The 21,563-nt window shown below is 32.7% G+C and carries 23 protein-coding genes; 5 read left to right on the top strand and 18 right to left on the bottom strand.

What is annotated here, in order from left to right; genetic code table 11:
• Window positions 1-80 precede the first annotated feature (80 nt).
• From FD06_RS01370 to FD06_RS01350, 5 genes are all read right to left on the bottom strand, one after another.
• The gene (locus FD06_RS01370) at window positions 81-1,172 is read right to left on the bottom strand and encodes a GH25 family lysozyme (RefSeq protein WP_056965668.1); all 1,092 of its coding nucleotides are present in this window, start codon (window positions 1,170-1,172) and stop codon (window positions 81-83) included.
• Between the two features lie 20 nt (window positions 1,173-1,192).
• Window positions 1,193-1,933 carry a hypothetical protein gene (locus FD06_RS01365; protein ID WP_054657853.1) on the bottom strand — a complete coding sequence of 247 codons (741 nt, stop codon included), beginning with the start codon at window positions 1,931-1,933 and terminating at the stop codon, window positions 1,193-1,195.
• 76 nt (window positions 1,934-2,009) lie between these two features.
• Entirely contained in the window at window positions 2,010-2,804 is a 795-nt protein-coding gene (locus tag FD06_RS01360; protein WP_056965667.1) for a metal ABC transporter permease, read from the bottom strand.
• Entirely contained in the window at window positions 2,804-3,460 is a 657-nt protein-coding gene (locus FD06_RS01355; protein ID WP_056965666.1) for a metal ABC transporter ATP-binding protein, read from the bottom strand. The genes FD06_RS01360 and FD06_RS01355 overlap by 1 nt, the downstream gene beginning before the upstream one ends.
• A gap of 1 nt (window position 3,461) precedes the next feature.
• Window positions 3,462-4,358, bottom strand: a complete 897-nt coding sequence (locus FD06_RS01350) for a metal ABC transporter solute-binding protein, Zn/Mn family (protein WP_237757216.1) — start codon at window positions 4,356-4,358, stop codon at window positions 3,462-3,464.
• Window positions 4,359-4,528: 170 nt separating this feature from the next.
• Between FD06_RS01350 and FD06_RS01345 the strand changes: the two genes are divergently transcribed.
• Together FD06_RS01345 and FD06_RS01340 are read left to right on the top strand one after the other, a co-directional pair.
• Window positions 4,529-5,401: an N-acetylmuramoyl-L-alanine amidase family protein gene (locus FD06_RS01345; protein WP_056965665.1), complete on the top strand. Its 873-nt coding sequence runs from the start codon at window positions 4,529-4,531 to the stop codon at window positions 5,399-5,401.
• 11 nt (window positions 5,402-5,412) lie between these two features.
• Window positions 5,413-5,952: a GNAT family N-acetyltransferase gene (locus FD06_RS01340; RefSeq protein WP_054657855.1), complete on the top strand. Its 540-nt coding sequence runs from the start codon at window positions 5,413-5,415 to the stop codon at window positions 5,950-5,952.
• A 47-nt stretch (window positions 5,953-5,999) separates the two neighbouring features.
• Here the strand turns inward: FD06_RS01340 and FD06_RS01335 are convergent, their stop codons facing one another.
• Complete coding sequence (locus tag FD06_RS01335; RefSeq protein WP_237757215.1) at window positions 6,000-7,211, bottom strand: MFS transporter; 1,212 nt, start codon at window positions 7,209-7,211, stop codon at window positions 6,000-6,002.
• Between the two features lie 265 nt (window positions 7,212-7,476).
• On the opposite strand from FD06_RS01335, the gene pyrF reads away from it, so the two are divergent.
• On the top strand, window positions 7,477-8,193 hold the full coding sequence (gene pyrF / locus FD06_RS01330; protein ID WP_202812972.1) for an orotidine-5'-phosphate decarboxylase: 717 nt from the start codon (window positions 7,477-7,479) through the stop codon (window positions 8,191-8,193).
• A complete protein-coding gene (gene pyrE, locus FD06_RS01325) occupies window positions 8,193-8,825 on the top strand; it encodes an orotate phosphoribosyltransferase (protein WP_056965663.1) in 633 nt (210 codons plus the stop codon). Before pyrF ends, pyrE begins: the two co-directional genes overlap by 1 nt.
• A gap of 26 nt (window positions 8,826-8,851) precedes the next feature.
• Here pyrE and cls read toward each other — a convergent pair whose 3' ends face one another.
• Window positions 8,852-10,312, bottom strand: a complete 1,461-nt coding sequence (gene cls / locus FD06_RS01320; protein WP_056965671.1) for a cardiolipin synthase — start codon at window positions 10,310-10,312, stop codon at window positions 8,852-8,854.
• A 125-nt stretch (window positions 10,313-10,437) separates the two neighbouring features.
• Here cls and FD06_RS01315 point away from each other — a divergent pair, with 125 nt between their 5' ends.
• The gene (locus FD06_RS01315; protein ID WP_054657859.1) at window positions 10,438-11,385 is read left to right on the top strand and encodes a hypothetical protein; all 948 of its coding nucleotides are present in this window, start codon (window positions 10,438-10,440) and stop codon (window positions 11,383-11,385) included.
• 35 nt (window positions 11,386-11,420) lie between these two features.
• Here the strand turns inward: FD06_RS01315 and FD06_RS01310 are convergent, their stop codons facing one another.
• The 11 genes from FD06_RS01310 to rpmH all read right to left on the bottom strand — a co-directional run bounded on the left by FD06_RS01310 (window position 11,421) and on the right by rpmH (window position 21,313).
• Window positions 11,421-11,768 (bottom strand): DUF1516 family protein, encoded by a 348-nt coding sequence (locus FD06_RS01310; RefSeq protein WP_056965662.1) that lies wholly within the window; start codon window positions 11,766-11,768, stop codon window positions 11,421-11,423.
• Window positions 11,769-11,829: 61 nt separating this feature from the next.
• Window positions 11,830-12,009, bottom strand: coding sequence for a DUF6440 family protein (locus FD06_RS01305; RefSeq protein ID WP_054657861.1), 180 nt, complete (start codon window positions 12,007-12,009; stop codon window positions 11,830-11,832).
• A gap of 97 nt (window positions 12,010-12,106) precedes the next feature.
• Window positions 12,107-13,438 carry a C1 family peptidase gene (locus tag FD06_RS01300; RefSeq protein WP_420834744.1) on the bottom strand — a complete coding sequence of 444 codons (1,332 nt, stop codon included), beginning with the start codon at window positions 13,436-13,438 and terminating at the stop codon, window positions 12,107-12,109.
• A gap of 9 nt (window positions 13,439-13,447) precedes the next feature.
• Complete coding sequence (locus FD06_RS01295) at window positions 13,448-14,758, bottom strand: C1 family peptidase (protein ID WP_056965661.1); 1,311 nt, start codon at window positions 14,756-14,758, stop codon at window positions 13,448-13,450.
• A 98-nt stretch (window positions 14,759-14,856) separates the two neighbouring features.
• Window positions 14,857-15,468 (bottom strand): signal peptidase I, encoded by a 612-nt coding sequence (gene lepB, locus FD06_RS01290; RefSeq protein ID WP_056965660.1) that lies wholly within the window; start codon window positions 15,466-15,468, stop codon window positions 14,857-14,859.
• An 88-nt stretch (window positions 15,469-15,556) separates the two neighbouring features.
• Window positions 15,557-17,482, bottom strand: coding sequence for a tRNA uridine-5-carboxymethylaminomethyl(34) synthesis enzyme MnmG (mnmG, locus tag FD06_RS01285; protein ID WP_056965659.1), 1,926 nt, complete (start codon window positions 17,480-17,482; stop codon window positions 15,557-15,559).
• 42 nt (window positions 17,483-17,524) lie between these two features.
• Window positions 17,525-18,919: a tRNA uridine-5-carboxymethylaminomethyl(34) synthesis GTPase MnmE gene (gene mnmE, locus FD06_RS01280; protein ID WP_056965658.1), complete on the bottom strand. Its 1,395-nt coding sequence runs from the start codon at window positions 18,917-18,919 to the stop codon at window positions 17,525-17,527.
• Window positions 18,920-19,068: 149 nt separating this feature from the next.
• On the bottom strand, window positions 19,069-19,797 hold the full coding sequence (jag, locus tag FD06_RS01275) for an RNA-binding cell elongation regulator Jag/EloR (protein ID WP_056965657.1): 729 nt from the start codon (window positions 19,795-19,797) through the stop codon (window positions 19,069-19,071).
• A gap of 126 nt (window positions 19,798-19,923) precedes the next feature.
• A complete protein-coding gene (locus FD06_RS01270; protein WP_056965656.1) occupies window positions 19,924-20,757 on the bottom strand; it encodes a YidC/Oxa1 family membrane protein insertase in 834 nt (277 codons plus the stop codon).
• 2 nt (window positions 20,758-20,759) lie between these two features.
• A complete protein-coding gene (rnpA, locus tag FD06_RS01265; protein ID WP_054657865.1) occupies window positions 20,760-21,119 on the bottom strand; it encodes a ribonuclease P protein component in 360 nt (119 codons plus the stop codon).
• 59 nt (window positions 21,120-21,178) lie between these two features.
• Window positions 21,179-21,313 (bottom strand): 50S ribosomal protein L34, encoded by a 135-nt coding sequence (gene rpmH, locus FD06_RS01260; RefSeq protein WP_054657867.1) that lies wholly within the window; start codon window positions 21,311-21,313, stop codon window positions 21,179-21,181.
• Window positions 21,314-21,563: the final 250 nt, after the last annotated feature.

The raw sequence follows: 21,563 nt of genomic DNA, 5'->3' as shown, positions 1-21,563 counted from the left end.
AAATAACCCCCAAATTATTGAACATTTTATTGTCCAACTTTTGGGGGTCACTTCAACGAGTCTTTTTTTATTAACATAAATTAATATTTTTTAACTAACTTCTTACTAGCTGAAAAATAATATCCTTCAGTATCATTAACTGCTCTGACTTTATTTCCATTGATTGATAACTTATCAATATCTAAAATAGCACCTTTTTTAGCGTGGCCTACCTTGGTTCCATCAGATGAATATAGGTTAACTCCATGTTTACCAATTACTCTAAGCGCTGTAATTTTTTTGGAAGTGTAGAAACGTTTCTTCATAGATGCTGTGATGGTAGGGGTAGTATTATCACTATTTGAACTATTTGCTGATTGATCTGTTTGTTGAGTATTATTTTGTTGACCATCATTGGTTTGATTATTAGATGAATTATTATTGGAATCTACAGAATTGTCAGATTGGCTACTGTTGTTAGTATTAGAATCTGCATTATTGCCAATCCAAAATGATAGTGGCTTTCCATTAACAGGGATAACATTTGCATCTAATTTTTTACCCATCGCAGAACTATAATATTGACTAGTAAACTGCCATAAATCATAGTTGTAGTTAGGTTGAGGCATGTATTTTGAATACGAAGCCATCCATAAAGCATCATATGCATTTAAGGTACTTTGCTTAAATGCATTCATTTTATACATTCCTGAGTATAAAACAACTGGCTTACCACCATTAATTGAGCGCATCGTGTCAGCCCAACTAGCAGTAGCTTGGTTAGTTTTAGAATTAAAACCAATCTCATAATCGTTAACATAAAAACGAGCATTAGGGGCTAAATTATATACTCTTTGTGCTTCTTCATTAGCTTGAGCAGCATTAGCATATCTACTAAATCCGTAAACACCATATGGAATTCCATATTTATCCATCATACTGATGTTGTTATTTAGTTGCTTATCCTTGTACATGCCATCTTGAACTCTCAAAATAACAAATTTGACTTCATTTTTTAAAGCCTGCGCTTTACTATCAGTCATTCTACCTTGCCATTCTGATATATCATAAGAAACAGGTTGATAGTCCTTAAAACTAGCATTAGCTTTAACTCCTAGTAGACACGTCAATGAAAAAATAGAAATTAAAAGTGTTGATAAAATTATTTTAAACAGCGGTTTTTTTGGTTCCATTATAAACTCCCTCATAAATTTTACTTAATAGATGTTGCTATTCTTAAAGCTGCATCGGCAGTAGTTGCTTTAACAGTGTAAACAGCATTTTGTTCTTGCCATTTAACTTGGTTATCAGAACCATCTAATGTAATAACTCCTCTATTTTGTGGTGCTGGAAGAGTATTGCTTTGTAGGAATTTAACCGCTTTTACAGCTTCTTTTTGTGCATCATTGCTATTTTCATCTACATTGTTACCATGTGTGCTCATTGACCAGTTACCCATGTTCCAGTGAATATAAATTTGACCAGCACCTTGATCTTTAGAACCTTGGATATTGTATCCTAAATCAATTGTTGGCAATCCCTTTGTATCTTCACTAGTTTGGTAATTATCAATTTGTTGATGAGCTTCATCATTACTATTGTAAGTATGCTTAGTGTAAGTGGCATATACTTGTCCACCATTTTTGTAATCAATGTTGAAGTTATCTTTATTTCCATGAGTTTTAGTATCAGCAGAACCATTGCTCTTGGAACCATCATTAGCTGGAACTTTAGCATCACCTAATTTACTATTCATTGTGGCAGAAGCTGAACTGCTTGCACTACTACTTTGTGAGCTTTCTGACACTGATGAAGACTGACTGCTAGAACTAACATTAGTAGAACTGCTAGCGTTAGAAGATTTACCATTGTCATTATTTTGACCACAGGCAGTTAATGTTAAAGAAACTCCTAATAACATCGCTGCTGGTAAAAGTTTTTTATATAATTTCATACTTTCTGACCTCTCTTTACCTTATTAGTAAATTTTTATTTACGAACAGTATAACAAAATCATATTACAGATGTGTTTAATTTACGAAAAACTTATCCCAAATCACTGCAATTAAATAAATTAATGTTTCGATAGCTGCGATAAAAAAGCTAACTGGTAAATTAGTTATATAACTTAAGTATAATCCTACCCAAGTCCCAATCAACGAAAATGTAAATGATAACAGCGTCATTCCAGCGATAGTATGGGCAAAATATTTAGCAGAAGAAGCGGGAATCGTTAGCAGTGCAAATATTAGTAATGAACCAACAATTTGTGCGGTTACACTAACTGTACAAGCCAACAAAACTAAAAATATAATAGAAACAATTGTGTTACTTCTTGAATTAAAACTAGCACCTACGCTATCAAATGAATTATATTTCAGTTTGCGATAAATCAAAGTCGTAATAACTAGAATTGCGATACTTAAACTTACTAAAACTACAATGTTACTAAAACTAATGCCGACAATACTACCAAACAAAATATTAGTTGCATAACTAGATTGACCATCAGCTAGGGCTAAAAATAAGACTCCTAAACCAATGAAAAATACTGAGAAAACACTTATTGAAGATTCACGACGACTTAATCGACTACCAACTGAACCAACCATGAATGAACTCAGAATTGTGAATATCAACATTCCTAAAATTGGGGATGTTCCTAAAAATACTCCAAATGATGCCCCGGAAAAACTAATTTCAGATAGTGTATGCGTAAAAAAAGCTGTCTTTCTAGCAACAACGAAAACACCCATTAAACCACATAGCACAGATATGAAAAAACTAGCAATAAAGGCATATTGCATAAATGGATAGCTTAACATTAATTATTAACTCCTTTAACAGACTTTAAAGTCCCCTGTTTATTTTTTATTTCTAAATCATAATCACCAAATTTTTGAACTAATAACGGATCATGGGTAATAAATATAACTGCTGTATCAGTTTTAACTGTTATATTCTTAACTAGTCGTAATAATTCTACCTTCGCATCTTTATCCATGCTGGCAGTACTTTCATCTAAAATTAATAGTTTAGGATTTGAAACTAACGCTTGTGCTAAAAACACACGCTGTTGTTCCCCACCAGAGGCTTTGCCAAGTGGAGTTTTAGCTAAATGTAATAAATTAGTTTCTTTCATTACATTATTAATAGCATTTTTTTCTTTTTTGCTAATCCATGGCAATAAACTTTTTTGTAGCCCCAGACCTATAAAGTCTTTAACCATTAAAGGATAATCATCATCAATATTACGTAACTGGGGAACATATTGCACTTGATTACGTTTAATATAAAATTTAACGTGATTATCTTTTTTGAAATTTTTCAAAATTGTTTTTATCATGGTAGTCTTACCGACACCATTTTCACCAGTAATGCAAGTTAGCGTTCCACTGTTAATATCAAACGAAAGACGTTCAATAAGTGTTCTTTCTTTCAGTTTTACATCTAAATTAGATACTTTTAGTATTTTTTTCATATCAATATTTTTTTGACCTTTCTATTTTTAAAACTTGTTGGTTTTGCTTAAGCATCCACGATTTATAGTTATCATTTTGAGGCATAGTTTCAGTAACATTGACTACTGGGACATCGTGTTCATGAGCTAATCTAACAAAATTATCGACAATATCGTTGCTGTCTTGAATATTATTTACAAAAAATCTGATTCTTCTATACTTGATGTCATTTTCAACTTCACGAATTTGACTAGGAGTTGGGTCAGTCCCCTTTTCTACCGAAAGTGCATATCTATTATTATTAACTCGATATCCCATTTCAGATAATGCATAGTTAAACACTGGTTCAGAAACATCAACTTTACCATTTTGATTTAAACGTTTTATTTCATCAATTTGTTTCTTTAAACCAGATAACGATTTAATATATTTTGCTGCATTCTTATGGTAATATTGGCTATTCTTGGCATCTTTTTTACTAAATAAATTTGCCAAATAATTGGCCAATTTAGTGATTGTATTTAACTTATACCATACGTGTGGATTATCACCGCTCTTGAAGTGCAACAAATCTTCCCCCACAGCAATTTTATTAGCTTTTTTGGCATTCATACTTATTGATTTCATCCAAGTATCATAACCTAAACCATTCGATATCAAAATGTTAGCATTAGAAATTTGTTCAGCTGTAATCGTGGTTGGCTGATAATCATGTGGGTCTACATTACTTTTATTGATAATAGAAATAACTTGTCCATTTTGGCCTAATACTGATTTTGCAACTTGACCGTATGTATCAGTACTGGCAACTACCCTAATTTTTGCATGACTTTTGACGACTTTTTGTGAACAACTACTCAAATTAAGTACAAAAGCCATAATCATCAAAAAAGCGATTATATTCTTAAAATATTTCAATATGTTTATGCCTCCATACTGTTTTACAACAAAACTTATTGAATAAAAGTTATAATTATTACATAATCTTAACATACAATATTATAAAACAATCATTTCACAAAGTGTTTTTATTTAATTATCACAATCTAAATTTTCAAAAAATAAAATTAAGGAAGACCCAAAAAATTATGTTAAATAATCTATGGAAAAAATTTATACACGTTTCAAAATTCAACTGGATCATACGAGTGGCAGTAGCGTTACTGGTAATATTGTTGTTTACCATCACTATTATTCGATTCTTATCAATTCCTAAGGTTGATTCACAAAATTTAAATATTCGAAAGAATCCATCACCATACGCTAAAATAATTGGAAATGTGGAACATGGTCAGAGCTTACATGTCCTTAAAAAAAATAAAAATACTGGTTGGTGGAAAATCAAAATAAACAATCAAAAGGGATGGGTAGCTTCTTGGCTAATCAATAAGGAAAACTACAACGCTAAAAAGAGTAATAATATTCCAGAAACTACAATTGTATTAGACCCCGGACACGGTGGCAGCGATGCTGGAACATTATCTGCTGACGGTAACAAGATGGAAAAAATTTATACTTTAAAAACTGCGTTAAAAGTTTATAAAGAACTAAAAAGCTTAAATGCCAACGTATTATTAACTCGAGATAGTGATAAGTACGTTCCCCTAGCTAACCGTGCTTACCTATCATACGCCGCTAAAGCCAACTTATTCATCAGTTTTCATTTTAATTCTTCTAATGGAATGTACAATGCTTCAGGATATCAAGTATTTAAATATCATAAAAACGCTGACGCATTCGCAAATATTATTAATAAACAATTTAAAAATTTGCCAATGGAAAACCGCAAAGTTAATTTTGGAAATTACTACGTTTTAAGAAATAATACCCAACCAGCAATATTATTAGAAATGGGTTTTATGGATAATACACATGATTTAAAATTAATTAAAAGTAATGCCTACCAACAAAAAATAGCTAGTGATGTTAAAATGGCAGTGCAAGAATATTTTAAAGATTAGGGTGATAAATCATGTTTGAGGTACCTGAATTCGAAGTAAATAATCAAAAGGTAAAATTAGAAGCTACTAGTGAAAACCATGCAAAAGATTTATATGAAGCAATTGATAATGACCGCCAAAATATGCGTAAGTGGTTACCATGGGTGGATGATATGCAATCTGTAGAAGACGAACAAGACTTTATCCAATATGCAACTGTTGAAATGGAAAAGCAAAAATTATTAATGTTGACAATTATGGTAAATAACCAACCAGCTGGCCTGATTGATTTACACTCTATTTCAAATGTTTCCAAACATGCCAGTGTCGGATACTGGCTATCTAGTAAGTTTCAAGGACATGGCATAACTACTAAAGCCCTAGAAAATATTACTAAAATTGGTTTTGATGTCTTAGAACTTCATAAAATTATCGTGTTAGCAGCAGTTGATAATTCCAAAAGTAAAGCTGTGCCTGAGAGATTAGGTTTTAAACATGAAGCTACCCTTTCACAACACATTCTAGTAAGAGATAAATTTATGGATGTAGACTTATATTCTAAAATAAAATAAAAATAACGTTCTTCTTAGAGAGGAACGTTATTTTTTAATCGTTATTTTTATATATTTTTCAAAGCTGGAATTGATAACATGGTACAAAAGCTGATTACGTAAGCAATTGATAGTAAACTCATTATAAATAATAATGAATGACTTTCCATTAATAATCCAATAACGGCCGGTGAAAAACCACCTATAGCTTTTCCTACACTAACTATAAAATTATTAGCAGTTGAACGGATTTCAGTAGGATATAATAAACTAACTATGACACCATATCCACCGTACATACCATTTGAGAAAAATCCTAGGACTGTACTAGCTAATAATAATGTAAGACCATTAAAGGCAAATGTAATTCCGAAAACCGCAACCGCAGCAGTTAGTAGAAAAATACCAAATGATATTCTTGGACCAAACTTATCTAAGATTGTACCGAATACCATCATACCCACACTCATACCAATAATTGTAACTATCATCCATTCTGAAGAACCAGAAACGCTTAATCCTAATTTCTTTTGCATGATTGATGGTAACCAATTGATCAATCCGTAATATCCGGCAATTTGAACTACCACCATTAGCATTAAAGCCATCGTTTGCATAGTTAACTTAGGAGTTTTAAAAAGCTTGGCAATTGATACTTTAGGTCGGTCAGCCTTATCAGTTTCCATGGTCTTTATGAAATCGTCACTTTCCTTTACATTACGACGTACAATAAAGGCAAAGATTACTGGAACTAAACCAACTAGATAAATTGAACGCCAACCAACAACTGGAATCATCACTGCCGCTAACAATGCGGCCATGATTGAACCAACTTGGCCACCAATAGTAGTTATCGAAATTGCTCGACCTAATTTGGACTTATCAAAATTTTCAGCAATCAAAGTCATCCCTGCACCATATTCACCACCAGCGCCTACTCCAACTAAGAATCGCAAAATGTACAACATAAATATATTAGAAGTAAAGTAAATTCCGGCAGTTGCAAAAGCAAAAATAAAGATAGTGTACGTTAAAACTTTTACTCGGCCAAATTTATCTGCAATTATTCCAAAAAAAATACCACCTAATAACGATCCTAAAGTTGTTATTGTCGATAGCATACCTGCAGCTCCAGAGCTGATATGTAAACTAGCGATAATCGAAGTTAAAGTGAAAGAAAGAAAAGACATATCCATACTTTCTAAACCTTGACCAATCGTAGTCGATGCCATCGTCCATTTTTGATTAGACGTCATTGTGTGGTTACTTACTTGTTGCATATTAAATTCCTCCAAATGAATGCTCACAGACATTCTTTATTTTTATATTAGAAATAATTATGAAACAACTTTTTCAAAAAAGCAAATTTATTTTAACTTGACTAAACACCATTAAGTAGAGTAACCTATTCAACAATAAAGATTTTAAATTAGTCCAGAGAGGCTAGTAAGTCGGTATATCGAATTGTAAATAAATGAACTTTATTTACTATAAGTGTAGCCGCTAGGTCTCTCAGACTTAGCGGCTTTTTTTGGAGGTAAAATAATGAAACCTGTATTCATTGCACTTGATTTTCACAATTTAACTGAAGTGAAACAATTTATGAAAAATTTCAGTCAAACAAATAATATGTGTGTAAAAGTTGGTATGGAAATTTTTTATTCTGAAGGTAAAAATATTATTGAATATTTACAAAATAAAGACATCAATATTTTTTTAGATTTAAAATTATATGATATTCCCACAACTGTCGAAAAAGCTGCGTACGAACTGGGTAAATTGAAAGTTCAATATATTACGGTGCATGCCTCTGGTGGATCTAAAATGATTAATGCGGCTAAAAAAGGTCTCGTACAAGCTGCCAAAGATTATAATTTAACTGACACCACTAAAATTTTAGCGGTTACCGAACTAACTTCATTTTCAGAAACACAAATGCAACAAGAACAGGCTGTAAACAAATCAATGCCAGAAATGGTTACCCATTTAGCTAAAATCGCTTATCAAAATGGTGCTGACGGCGTAATTTGTTCAGCCTTAGAAAATGAAATGATCCACCAAAATACTAGTGAAGAATTTTTATGCGTTAACCCTGGCATTAGACTAAGCTCTGATAACAACGATGACCAACAAAGAGTTGTGAATCCAAAAAAGGCTAGAAAACTTGGTAGTAATGGAATTGTCGTAGGTCGTTCAATTACTAAAGCTGAAAAGCCAAACGCTGCGTACAAGCAAATTTTAAATGAATGGAGTTCAAAATAATGACAAACTTTAAAAATCAAATTGCATCCGACTTGTTAAAAATAAAAGCTGTAACGCTTGCTCCTAAAAAGCCATTTACATGGGCTAGTGGCATTGAAGCCCCTATTTATACTGATAATCGTAAGACGATTGGTTACCCCGAAATAAGAACTCAAATTGCAGAAGGATTATGCGAAGTAATTAAAGAAAACTATCCTGAGGCAAATGTTATCGGTGGCGTCGCTACGGCAGGTATCCCACATGCTGCCATCGTAGCAGATAAATTAAGTCTACCTATGATTTACGTTCGCTCAAAACCCAAAGACCACGGTGCAGGTAAACAAATTGAAGGCGATTTACCTGATAATCCCAAAATAGTTCTAATTGACGATTTAATATCTACAGGTGGCAGTGTTCTTAAAGCTGTTGAAGCTGTGAGAAATGAAGGCGTAGAGGTTGTGGGCGTAGCTGCTATTTTCACATATCAGTTAAGTGATAGTGATACTAACTTTGCTGAAGCGAATACTAAACTCAATACTCTAACTAATTATTCTGAAATGATTGAACAAGCTCACAAAGAAAAAATGGTTAGTGATGAAGACTTACAACTACTTAAAAAATGGCGTGATGATCCATGGAATTGGAATAAATAAAAAGCTAGCTCATATGAGCTAGCTTTTTATAATATTGGTGAAAGTAAGCGACTAAAAATTTGTTTAAAGGTTAACCATAGTGATTGTTTTTTAAACATCTCAATCGTTTGTAATTCACTGTCTTTAATATCTTTTAAATAAATAGATTTCAAACGACTGCTAAATTCTGAATCATATAGAAAAGCATTGATTTCAAAATTAAGCTTAAAACTTCTAAAATCAAAATTGGCAGAACCAACTGAAGCAATTTTATCATCGATTACTGCCGTTTTAGCATGCATAAAACCTTTTTGGTAGTAGTAAATTTTAACGCCTTCGTTGGCTAAACGTTTGGCATAATACTGTGTCGCTCGATAAACAAACAAATGGTCTGGTTTATTTGGCACCATAATTCTAACATCAACGCCTGACATTGCAGCAATTCTAATGGCGTCTAAAGTGCTATCATCAGGAATTAAGTATGGCGTTTGAATCCAACAATAATTTTTAGCACTTTGAATCATTTTAATATAACCAATTTTAATTTGTTCTAAATCAGAATCTGGCCCACTAGATACTATCTGCATGTTAGTAGTTCCCTCTGATTTAAAAGGTGGGAAGTAAAAGGCGTGATCCCTTTCTTCATCAATTTTGTTTTTTATATCGGTAACGTTCCAATCTAATATAAATTGTGATTGCAGACTATAAACTGCTGAACCCATAATTCTCAAATGTGTGTCACGCCAATGTCCAAACTTTTTCTTGCGACCTAAATATTGGTCGCCAATGTTAAAGCCACCTACATAACCTATTTGACCATCAATCACCACAATTTTGCGGTGATTTCTAAAATTAATTCGAAAATCAGTTATTACGGAATGCGTATGCAAAAATGGCTCAGCATATCCACCCGCATTTATTAAAGGTTTAAAGAAACGACGAGTAGTACCCATTGAACCCCAACTATCATAGATTACATGTACTAATACTCCTTCACGAGCTTTCATAGTTAGCAGTTCTAAAATCTGTCGACCAATTTTATCGTTATAAAAAGTATAAAATTCAATGTTTATTGATTTTTTAGCATGTTTAATGTCGTTAATCATTTGCGTAAACAATCCATATCCATCAGTGTAGATATGCAATTTATTACGTCGTTCTAAATATGCCATATCTGTATTTTTAAAGAGCCGTACCATATCACGAGCTTGATATGCTACTTCATCTGCTTTAATTTTTTTAGGGTCAGCATATTTACGATTCAACTTACTTAATATGTTATCCATTCTTAATAAATCTTGCTGCTGGAACCTAAAAAGTCTTTTTTTAGGTAACTTACGTCCAACAAAGGCATATACTATAAAACCAGCTACTGGCAAGAAAGTTAAAACCAGTAACCACGCCCATGTTGCAGCAATATCTCTAGGTTGTCTAAATACAGTTATTATTGCTAAGCCTGTATTTAGAAAGATGATAAATTCCCATAATAAAGACAAATCTATCAAAATGCTCATATCCTCCAGTGTTAGTAATTAATATTCTACTAACATTTTTAATTATAGCATAGACAATAATAACAACATCGCAACAAGTGATATAATGTAGTTTACCAATTATTGGGGAGGTTTATGAGTTGAATATAGACATGCAACTTAAAAACACATTGACACTAGAAGCTGAACAGGGGCCCTTTATATCACTGTTTATTAACTTTAATAAAATACAAGATAATCTAGAATTTAATCAATTTATAGCTAAAATTAAAGACCGTTTTACTGCTAAATATGGTGAAACATATTGGAATAAATATTATAAAAAGCTTAAACATTTTAATTACTCACGTGAGAAAAACGTCAGCGACAGTAAAAGCATCGCTGTGTATGTAAGTTATGATTCTATCCACTTATTTAATTTAAATCATGCGGTTAAAACTAGTGCGACCATCGCATCGACCATGTGCATAATCCCACTAATTAAAGACATCACTGATGAGTGCTACTATAAAATGCTAGTTTTAAAAGACAATGATTTTAAAATGTATACTGTCCACAACGATAAATATGAAGAACTAAAAATTCCTAATGCTCCAGCGTTGGCTTTCACTAATAATAAAAAAGATTTCTTTAAATTAATTGATGAATCTATACTCGAAAAGCTAAATAATGACGATACAATTCCTTTGGTAGTTGTAGGTAGTCAAAATGATTGCGAATTATATTCTGCCAATTCTAAATATAATAATTTAATATCCGACATTAATATCAGCTATCAAGATTATCCAAGCATTAATTATATTGTAGAGCATGTAAATTATCAGTTATATCAAAAATTTATTAAAAATCTAAGATTCAATTACAATAAGGCTGTTAATAAATCAAAAGTGTTAACTGAAACAAAAGAGATTGCAGGAGCTGCGATTTCTGGATATATAGATACCCTAATCATAAGTGATAATGACACAATTAGTAGTCAAATAAATGATTTAGCTATCACTACTATGGGCTTTGGTGGCGACGTATATTTAATCGATAAAGACAACATGCCAAACGATTGTGAATTAATTGCTATCAACAGATTATAAAAAAGGTTTGATGATTTAAAATTCATCAAGCCTTTTTACATGAACGGACGACCACCGGCAGCCAATAAACCAACTAATATCAAAATTACAAAAATGAATATTAGTATTTTAAAAGTTTTTTGGTCCAAATTCTTATGATTCTTTTTAGCAAAACCGTATTCTAGTGCAACTATAAATATCAAAGCAATAATTATTTTTAGGCTAATTAAAAACGGGGCTCTATGAAAAGCCTTGAAAGCTAAAAAACCACCGGTCACGATAAAGATAAGATAACAAAATCTTGATATCATTTGATAAACTGTATAACCACTATGTTTTACCAGCCCTAAAACAACTGTAAATATAAATAAAACGGCGACCAATAAATGTATCCACAAAAACAATGTATCACCTCCTTTAGCAAAATTAAAAAGCCCTAACTAAGGTTAGCGCTTTTTTTATAATTTAGTTTTTATCTTCATAATCGTCGTCAATCGCATCTTTATCAACAAAAAGACTTCCATCGGGGTTTCTTAGTGGAGTCAATGTGCTTCCATAACCACCATATTCAACACCAGTCTTTTGGTCAATATAAACGGAAACTCCAGTTAATGATTCTTCAACTATTTTAAATCTTTTAGACAAAAGTCTTCCTCCTTGATAATAAATCCGCAGTATCTAATTCAATATAAATATTAATTTACTAAACTATAATAATACCAATCGAAGTCAATAGTCAATTTTAAGCTAGTGAATCCCATGGCTTTAATTCTTCTGGAGCTTGATTTAGTAATTCGCGTTGGTCATCATTAAGGAATTTTTTATTAACCACTACTTCGTACACATATTCATCCATCCAATTATCAGCCATTACGAAGTAACCATTCACTCCATTTTTTTCGCCCCAGCTGTTTTCAATTTTCCATTTGGTTGGCTGGTCATTAACTAAATCAACCCCGGTTAGAGTCATTGCATGACTAACTTCAGCTTGATGATATTCAAGTCGTTCGGCTTTCGTCATGGATAAGTTTAAATCAAATAATTCATCATAATGATACAAGTCGGCATCTAAGAAACCTTCTTTACGACTTAATTGTCTAGTTACATCGTTACCGAACCAAACCGTTTCGCCGGCTTTCAATTGTTTAATGGCAGCTGCTTTTAATTCTGGCATGGATAGGTTTAAAAATTCAATGTTAGTTCCGCCGACAACATTATTTTGTGCACTCATACTATACGTCTTATTCATCGCTTTATCCGGTGAATTAGATAAAACTACATAATCATCTAAATCTACATCTGAGAAATATTTAGCGTAAAAACTCTTGGGGGTAAGCTTTTCATCTAAATGGTATTTCTTTTTGTCATCACGATATTCAAAGTCAAAAGTCTTGGGTGGCACACCTAATGTGTATCCAGCAATTCGATAAACTTCTGACAACATTTTATCGCGGGAGTTGTTAATTTCTTCATCAGTTGCATCATTATTAACCATATTACGCAAGTTCATGCCATCACGGCGTAATTTTAAATTCAAAACTTCATTCAAATCGGTCGTATTTTCTGAGACATTAGTTTCAGGAAAGGCACTCGTTGGCATAACTCCATATTTTTGGACTAATGAGGCTGCCATTGCCCATTGACCACCGTCAGTACCCGGTCCAGCTAAATAGAATTCAACTGTTCTATCATTTGTAGGTAGTCCAGCGGTTGCAATCATCCGATCATAAAAAATATTTGCCCGTTCAATTTTATCCCAGAAAAATAGATAGTTTTGTGATAGTTCAAAGTCCTTAACATTATATTGCTTAGCAAAACGATGCTTTAAAGTATTTAAAATGGAGAATAACCAACATCTACCCGAACGTTTTTGGTTCGAAACCTTACCTGTTTCTACTTCAACGGAAAAGACTGGGTTCAATTTGCTTTTCACGTCTTTATCTTTGGCAACATTGTTGATGCCGTTTTGAGTCACCGCACGTTCTAAAATACTAGATTCTGGGCGACTAGCATATTGCTTTCTTAAATCTTGTAACATTTCATTAGTTAATTCTGATTTTATCAAATCACTCATCTCCTATTCTTATTCCCATGGTTGCAATTCAATTGGTTTTTGGTTAAGTAATGCTTGGTCAGCTGAACTTAAATATTTTTTATTAACAATAACTTCATAAACATAATCATTCATCCAACTATCTGACATTTTAAAGTAGCCCTTTTCACCAACTTTTTCGCCCCAACTATTTTCAACTTTCCACTTGGTTGGTTTATCATCAACTAAATCAACTCCAGTTAAAGTCATTGCATGACTGGGTACTGCCTGATAATAACTAAAACGATCTTTTTTAGACATTGATAAGTCTACATCAAATAATTCGTCGTAGTGATATAGCTTAGAATCTAAAAGTCCTGCTTTGCTATTTGATTGGGTAGCAACATCATTTCCAAACCATACTGCCTGGCCATCTTTTAATTGTTTAATTGCAACATGTTTCAAAATTTTCATTGGCATATTTAAGAAATGAACATGTCTGCCACCGACTACGTTATCTGCAAATGACATGTTATACAATTTACGCATTTCTTTATTAGGATAATTGGAAACTGATACGTAATCATCTAAATCGATATCAAAGTATTTTTGATAAAATTTTTGTGGTGTTAAACCTTTGTCTAAATGATATTTTTTCTTGTCATCACGGTATTCGAAATCAAATGTTTCACGTGGAACACCACATGCGTAACCAGCAATTCGATATATTTCAGCTAACATCGCTTTACGAGCGGCTTTAATATCGTTGTCAGAAGCTTTATCTTGAACTAGTTTTCTTAATTTTAAGCCATCACGACGCAGTTTTAAGTTCAAAACTTCGTTTAAATCACGTGTATTGTTCGTTACATTACTTTCTGGAAAAGCACTAGTTGGCATAACTCCATATTTTTGGACTAAAGCTACTGCCATGTCCCACTCTCCACCGTCACCACCTGGATAGGCTAGATAACAGGCTACCAAACGATCATCAGCAGGTAAATCAGCTGTTTCTAACATTTGGTCATAAAAAATATTGGCACGCTCAATTTTATCCCAAAAGAATAAGTATCCTTGTGATAATTCAAAATCTTTTACGTCATATTTTTTAGCAAAATCATGTTTTAAAACGTTTAATAATGAAAACAGCCAGCATCTACCTGAAGCTTTTTGGTCGGAAACCTTTCCAGTATCTAATTCTACTGAGAAAGATCCATTCAAACGCTCTTGAACATGATTGTCCCTAGCACTATTTCTGATGCCATTATTAATAATCGTTCGTGAAACTACATTACGTAATTTTTCATTTTTAAAGTTTTTTTCCATCTTGTCATAATTGTATTTAGTTAATTCTGATTTAGGCATTTCATCACTCCTAATAAATATTAAAATAATTCTAATCTTTTTTTAATGAACAATCAAACCCAATATAAAAAAACTATGACAATGTCATAGTTTTTTTATTAATAAGCTAAATTATTTACATTATGACGTTTGGTACTAGAACCAAATGGTAAAGCTTTAGCAACCCCCATGATTTTGTCCTTAGGAACAAATCCCCAGTACCTACTATCATTAGAAACACTACGGTGATCACCTAAAACAAAGTAACTATTTTTAGGCACCTTAACTGCTCCATGGTTATATTGCCAATGTGAAGATAGTTTTTTAATATCCCAATTACTATCTTCTTGATACCCTTGCACAGTCCCAGTACCAGTGCTTCGTTGATATGCATTAATAAAACTTTGGTTTATTTTTTTACCATTAACATAAATGCTACCATCTTTATAATCCACCGTATCACCAGGTAAACCGATAACTCTTTTAACATAGTAGTTCCCATGACCAACTTCATCTGGGTCAACTCCATCAGCACTAAAAACTACTACGCTCAAATGTTTTATTTGAGCTTGTTTTAAAACTAAAACACGTTGATTATTTTCCAAGTTAGGTTGCATGGAAGTTCCTTGCACTTTAGCTACCGTCAACAACGTAGATTTAACTACGAATGCGATTAATAATCCAACTACAATGGGAATTACATAACTCATAACTGACTTTATAAAAGACATATTAAAATCTCCTCTTATCGAACTGACTATGATTATAGCATACGATAGTTAAATGTATTGATTTTTAAATATTCTATCAAAAACTTAACTATTTAGTTTTAGCAATTCGACCTTGTTGAATATAAACACTCAAAATAGAAATATCAGAAGGATTTACTCCAGAGATTCTAGAAGCTTGGGCAATCGTACGTGGTTGAATTTTTTCTAGTTTTTGACGAGCTTCAGTTGCAATGCCATCAATTGCTGAATAATCAATATTCAATGGAATTTTTTTAGCTTCCATTTTCTTCAAACGTTCAACGTTAGCTTCGGCTTTCTTTATATATCCAGCATACTTAGTTCGAATTTCAACTTGTTCAATTACTCGACGACCTAATGGCTTTGCTGGTGCTTCCATGAAGTTAAGCAAAGTATGATAAGTAACATATGGTCGACGTAAAAAGACTGCTGCAATCACGCCATCTTTGAGCGGCTTATCGCCATGTTCTTGAACAAATTTATTTACAGCTTCGCTTGGTTTAATTCTAAGATGATTCAATCGATCCATTTCTTGTTCAACGGCTGCTTTTTTAGCCAAGAATTTTTGATAGCGTTCATCTGAAATTAAGCCTAAAGCATGACCTTTTTTGGTTAATCGAATATCAGCATTGTCATTTCTCAACAGTAAACGATATTCGGCACGACTAGTAAGTAAACGATATGGTTCATTAGTTCCTTTAGTAACTAAATCATCGACCAACACACCTATATAAGCTTCATTACGTTTTAAGACGAATGGTTCTTTACCCATTGCTCGTAGTCCAGCATTAATTCCAGCATATAATCCTTGACCAGCAGCTTCTTCATAACCCGAAGTTCCGTTAGTTTGGCCAGCTGTATAAAGATTTTTAACTACCTTAGTTTCAAAAGTTGGCTTTAATTGATATGGATCCACGACATCATACTCAATCGCATACCCTGGACGCATCATTTCAGCATGATGCAAACCGGCAATACTTCTAATCATTTTCTTTTGAATTTCTTCAGGCATTGAAGTCGATAAAGCATCAACATAGTATTCATCAGTGTCACGTCCTTCTGGCTCTAAGAACAATTGATGTCTACTTTTATCAGCAAAACGCACAATCTTATCTTCAATTGAAGGACAATAACGAGGTCCCACTCCTTCAATTACTCCAGTAAACATAGGCGCACGGTCTAAGTTGTCACGAATAATTTTATGGGTAGTTTCGTTAGTATAAGTTAACCAACATGATAATTGATTTTTAACATCTAAATAATCATCATCTGAGGTTTCGTAACTGAAGTGATTTACTTCTTTATCACCTGGTTGTTCCTCTGTTTCGTCAAAGTCAATTGTAGTTCCGTTAACTCGTGGAGGAGTTCCGGTTTTAAAACGTTTTAGTTTAAAGCCTAATTCTTCTAGATTTTCTGATAATTTAATAGCTGGTTGAGAGTTATTAGGACCAGATGAATATCTTAATTCACCGATAATAATACGGCCTCTAGCTGCGGTACCAGCACATATTACAACTGTTTTAGAGTAGTATCTAGCACCAGTATAAGTTACAACTCCTTTACATTCGCCATCTTCAACAATTAAAGAATCTACAATTCCTTGACGCAAAGTTAAGTTAGGTTCCTCTTCAATTGTTTTTTTCATTGCGCGATGATAAGCATGCTTATCTGCTTGGGCTCTTAAGGCACGTACTGCTGGACCTTTACCGGTATTCAACATTCGCATTTGAATATAAGTTTTATCAATGTTTCGGCCCATTTCACCACCAAGTGCATCAATTTCACGCACTACGATTCCCTTAGCAGGGCCACCAACTGACGGATTACATGGCATAAATGCAACCATTTCCAAATTAATGGTTAATAACAATGTATTATTACCCATTCTAGCTGCTGCTAAAGCTGCTTCACATCCAGCATGACCAGCACCAACTACGATTACATCGTAGTTACCAGCATCATATTTAATATTTTCTTCACTTACAATTTCACTCATGAAATATCCTCCACAATTTTAAATGTTTCACGTGAAACATTGTTATTTACCTAAACAGAATTGGCTAAACAACTGGTCTAATAATTCACCATTGTAGCTATCACCTGTGATTTCACCTAATAGGTCCCAACATCTACGCATATCCATTTGAACTAAATCGACTGGCATTCCTGAATCAATTCCGTCTAATACACTAGAAAGCGCATCTTTAGCCTGATGCAACAAACTAATATGACGAGCGTTAGTAACCATTACATCATTTTGACTACTTTCGATTCCTTCATTAAAGAATAAATGAGCAATTAGCTCTTCTAATTTTTCAGTTCCATCGTCTTTAATAGCTGAAGTTGTAATTATAGATTCATCAGAACCCACAATCTGTTTAATCTCATCAGTTGTTAATTTTTGGTCTAAATCGGTTTTGTTTAAAATAATAATTTTTTTAGTGTCTTGAGTTAACTTAATCAACTCTTTATCTTCATCAGTCAAATGTTCACTAGCATTTAATACTAGCAATACTAAATCTGAACTCTGAATGGCTTTTCTAGAACGATCTACCCCAATTTTTTCAACCTTATCATCAGTTTCACGAATTCCAGCTGTATCCACTAATTTCAAAGGCACACCACGTACGTTAACATATTCTTCTAAAACATCACGAGTGGTACCGGGTACATCCGTTACAATGGCCTTGTCTTGGTGCAATAAATGATTCAACAAACTTGATTTACCGACATTTGGACGACCAACGATTGAAGTTGCCAAACCATCTCTTAAAACACGTCCCTGTTTAGAAGTATCCAATAATTTTTGAATTCTTACTTTTAATTCCTTAGCCTTATTAGACAAAAGTTTAGTTGTAACTACTTCGGCATCGTCATATTCGGGATAATCAATATTTACTTCAACGTTAGCTAAAACATCTAAAATGTCTTGACGTAATTTACGAATTAAACTTGAAAGGTTTCCATCTAATTGATTTAAAGCCGCCTTCATTGAACGATCAGTTTTTGCTTCAATTAAATCCATAACTGCTTCGGATTGTGATAAATCAATTCGCCCATTTAAGAAAGCGCGCTTAGTAAATTCACCCGGTTCAGCCATTCTAGCCCCATAGCTTAGTACTAACTGTAATATTTTATTGGTAGCAATAATTCCACCATGACAATTAATTTCAATTACATCTTCTTTAGTATAAGTTTTGGGAGCTTTCATAACTGATACCATAACTTCATCAACATCACTACCGTTATCTGGATCAATTATATGTCCATAATTAATAGTGTGAGATGGTACTTTTTTTAAATCTTTACCTTTAAATATTTTACTGATAACTTCAAAAGCTTCATCGCCACTAATTCTTACAATCGCAATTCCACCCTCACCAGGCGGGGTTGAAATAGCAGCAATAGTATCAAAATCTGTTGTAGTTGCCATGACTAATTACTCCTTTAAAATAAATCTTCACACAAAAAAAGTGCCTACTCCACGCATAAAAAAGCGTGGACAAAGCACTTTGACTACTTTATCTACTTAGAATAAGAATGATTAAACATATCATAAAATTTTTATAATATTTTGTCAATTTAAACATCACTAGGTAAGACAATCACAAATCGATATGGATATTGTCCAGATGATTGCGTTGCAACATATTTACTATTTTGTAGCGTCTGATGGATTACTTTACGTTCAAATGCAGGCATTGCGTCTAAATACACGGGTGAGCCCTTTGCCACTACTTCACGTGAGGTTTTAATGGCTAAATGTTTTAAAATTTCTTTTCTTCTTTCGCGATAATTAGCAACATCTAAAACCACATTAACATAACTCAAACCCTGATGATTTAAATATATTTGTGATAACTCTTGAAGTGAATTGATTGTAAGACCATGTTTCCCAATCAAAAGTCCTTCTGTATCTGTTTTAAATTCAATATAGACACTTTTTTTAGCTATTTTTATATTTTTAACTTGTGCTTTTATTTGCAATTGACTAATTATATCGATAAGATATTTCGATAAATTTTGGTAAATTGTTTCTTTATCTAACCTATAACTATCAACTTTTTTATCATATTTAGGTTTATGGTCAGATTCAGCCTCTGACTTTTTCATTTCAAGTTTAGTCACCTGGTTTTTAAAATTATTTTCTTTAACTGCAATTTCTACAATTGCATCTTTTTTAAATAGTCCTAAGAAACCTTTTCTGTCATTTTGAATTACAATAATTTCAGCGTTATCTTTTGAAATGTTTAAGCTATGTAAACCTTTTTCTATGGCTTGATCCACGCTTTTAGCAACAAATTTCCCCATTACATAACTCCCTTAAATTATAAAAAAATACAGTAACTATAATATCACAAAATAACACACAAAAAATAGCCAAAATAAAAGAGTTAGCATGTTTTTAATAAACAAACTAACTCTTTCAAACTGAAGTTACTTACGGTGACTTCTTTTAGCTTTTTTAATTGCTTTTTCAATTGTGCGTTTACGATTTTTCTCAGCTCTTACTTTTTCTTCACGTTCGCGTTGAATCTTCCAAGGATTTTGAATTACTAAAGTTTGTAAAGCTTGGAATACGTTAGTAGTTACCCAGTAAATAGAAATGGCTGATGGAATATTTAAAGCCATAAAGAAAATAATTATAGGCATTCCAAACATCATCATGTTTGTCATTCCATTTTTTTCAGGTTGTGATTTCATGGATAGCCAAGTACTAATGAACGTAAATAAAGCTGCCAAAATTGGTAATACAAAGTAAGGATCTTTAACCCCTAATTTTAACCATAGGAATTGTCCTGTTTTTAAAACGTTTGTACGCCAAATTGCTTGGTATAAAGCCCATAAGATAGGCAATTGAACAAGTAGTGGTAAGCATCCAGCTACTGGATTGACCCCAGCTTCTGAATATAATTTTTGTTGTTCTTCTCGCAATTTGCTCATAGTTTCAGTATCTTTTGAAGAATACTTCTTTTGAAGAGCTTTTAACTTAGGTTGAAGCTCTTGCGTTTTTTTCATACTACGAGTTTGGTAAATCATAAGTGGTAATATTACGATTCTAACAATTATGGTAAATAGGATAATTCCCATTCCATAATTATCACCAAAGAATTTAGATAACCAAATAATTGCACGAGAGAAGTTTAGAACAATTCCACCGTCCCAAATACCCGTACTATGGCTGTTAATAGGTTTATTACTACATGCACTTAAAAACAGAACTAGTCCGGCTATTAAAGATAGTGAAGAGTATTTTTTAAATTTCTTCATAACTAAATAACCTCGTTATAATCAGATTCTATTAAATGAGCTAACTTCAACGCATGTACAAGATTGGATTTTATTTCTTTCATAGATAAACCATCAGCTCTAGGTCTAGCAATGACCAAAAAGTCTACATCTTGCTTTAGATATGGTTTTAATTCTAATAGTGACTGTCTAATACGACGTTTAACCCAATTTCTGTGTACAGCATTTCCAATTTTTTTACCAACAGAAATTCCAACTCTGAAGTGTTTTTGATCATCTTTAGGCATTTGATAAATAACAAATAATCGATTTGCTACTGAATCATGATGCTCAAATACTTTTTGAAATTCTGCTTCTTTTTTTACGCGGTACGACTTACGCATAATACATCTCCAAGTAAAATTATCATGATAATGAAAAAGACCACTGAATGGTCAGTGGTCTATACAGTCAATGATTTTCTGCCTTTTCTACGACGGTTGGCTAATACTTTACGACCGTTACTAGTACTCATACGACTACGGAAACCATGCACACGTGCACGTTTACGTCTTTTTGGTTGGTAAGTTCTTTTCATTACTAACCCTCCTTAAATATTTAATTTAAATTTCTAACTATGCCAAATACATTTCTTTAATATCATAACATAAAATTAGATTATATAAAACAAAAAAATTATTTTAACATCCAATAGTTATCCACAATTTAAGGCTTAGTTATCCACATTTTATCCACAGGTAGCTATTTTTAACCATGAGTTATCCACAGACTTATCCACAGAAAAAGAGTTATCCACAGCCCTGTGGATAACTTTATCCACAGCCCTG

Source organism: Apilactobacillus ozensis DSM 23829 = JCM 17196 (genome assembly GCF_001435995.1).
Classification (GTDB): domain Bacteria; phylum Bacillota; class Bacilli; order Lactobacillales; family Lactobacillaceae; genus Apilactobacillus; species Apilactobacillus ozensis.
The sequence above is the reverse complement of the archived record's forward strand: the minus strand, read 5'-3'. Positions and strand labels throughout refer to the sequence as shown.

Excerpts from the sequence above, each read along its gene's own strand:
- FD06_RS01370 (WP_056965668.1), bottom strand. The coding sequence starts at position 1,172 with ATGGAACCAAAAAAACCGCTGTTTAAAATAATTTTATCAACACTTTTA.
- FD06_RS01365 (WP_054657853.1), bottom strand. The coding sequence starts at position 1,933 with ATGAAATTATATAAAAAACTTTTACCAGCAGCGATGTTATTAGGAGTT.
- FD06_RS01360 (WP_056965667.1), bottom strand. The coding sequence starts at position 2,804 with ATGTTAAGCTATCCATTTATGCAATATGCCTTTATTGCTAGTTTTTTC.
- FD06_RS01355 (WP_056965666.1), bottom strand. The coding sequence starts at position 3,460 with ATGAAAAAAATACTAAAAGTATCTAATTTAGATGTAAAACTGAAAGAA.
- FD06_RS01345 (WP_056965665.1), top strand. The coding sequence starts at position 4,529 with ATGTTAAATAATCTATGGAAAAAATTTATACACGTTTCAAAATTCAAC.
- FD06_RS01340 (WP_054657855.1), top strand. The coding sequence starts at position 5,413 with ATGTTTGAGGTACCTGAATTCGAAGTAAATAATCAAAAGGTAAAATTA.
- FD06_RS01335 (WP_237757215.1), bottom strand. The coding sequence starts at position 7,211 with ATGCAACAAGTAAGTAACCACACAATGACGTCTAATCAAAAATGGACG.
- pyrF (WP_202812972.1), top strand. The coding sequence starts at position 7,477 with ATGAAACCTGTATTCATTGCACTTGATTTTCACAATTTAACTGAAGTG.
- pyrE (WP_056965663.1), top strand. The coding sequence starts at position 8,193 with ATGACAAACTTTAAAAATCAAATTGCATCCGACTTGTTAAAAATAAAA.
- FD06_RS01300 (WP_420834744.1), bottom strand. The coding sequence starts at position 13,438 with ATGAGTGATTTGATAAAATCAGAATTAACTAATGAAATGTTACAAGAT.
- FD06_RS01295 (WP_056965661.1), bottom strand. The coding sequence starts at position 14,758 with ATGCCTAAATCAGAATTAACTAAATACAATTATGACAAGATGGAAAAA.
- lepB (WP_056965660.1), bottom strand. The coding sequence starts at position 15,468 with ATGTCTTTTATAAAGTCAGTTATGAGTTATGTAATTCCCATTGTAGTT.
- mnmG (WP_056965659.1), bottom strand. The coding sequence starts at position 17,482 with ATGAGTGAAATTGTAAGTGAAGAAAATATTAAATATGATGCTGGTAAC.
- mnmE (WP_056965658.1), bottom strand. The coding sequence starts at position 18,919 with ATGGCAACTACAACAGATTTTGATACTATTGCTGCTATTTCAACCCCG.
- jag (WP_056965657.1), bottom strand. The coding sequence starts at position 19,797 with ATGGGGAAATTTGTTGCTAAAAGCGTGGATCAAGCCATAGAAAAAGGT.
- FD06_RS01270 (WP_056965656.1), bottom strand. The coding sequence starts at position 20,757 with ATGAAGAAATTTAAAAAATACTCTTCACTATCTTTAATAGCCGGACTA.
- rnpA (WP_054657865.1), bottom strand. The coding sequence starts at position 21,119 with ATGCGTAAGTCGTACCGCGTAAAAAAAGAAGCAGAATTTCAAAAAGTA.
- rpmH (WP_054657867.1), bottom strand. The coding sequence starts at position 21,313 with ATGAAAAGAACTTACCAACCAAAAAGACGTAAACGTGCACGTGTGCAT.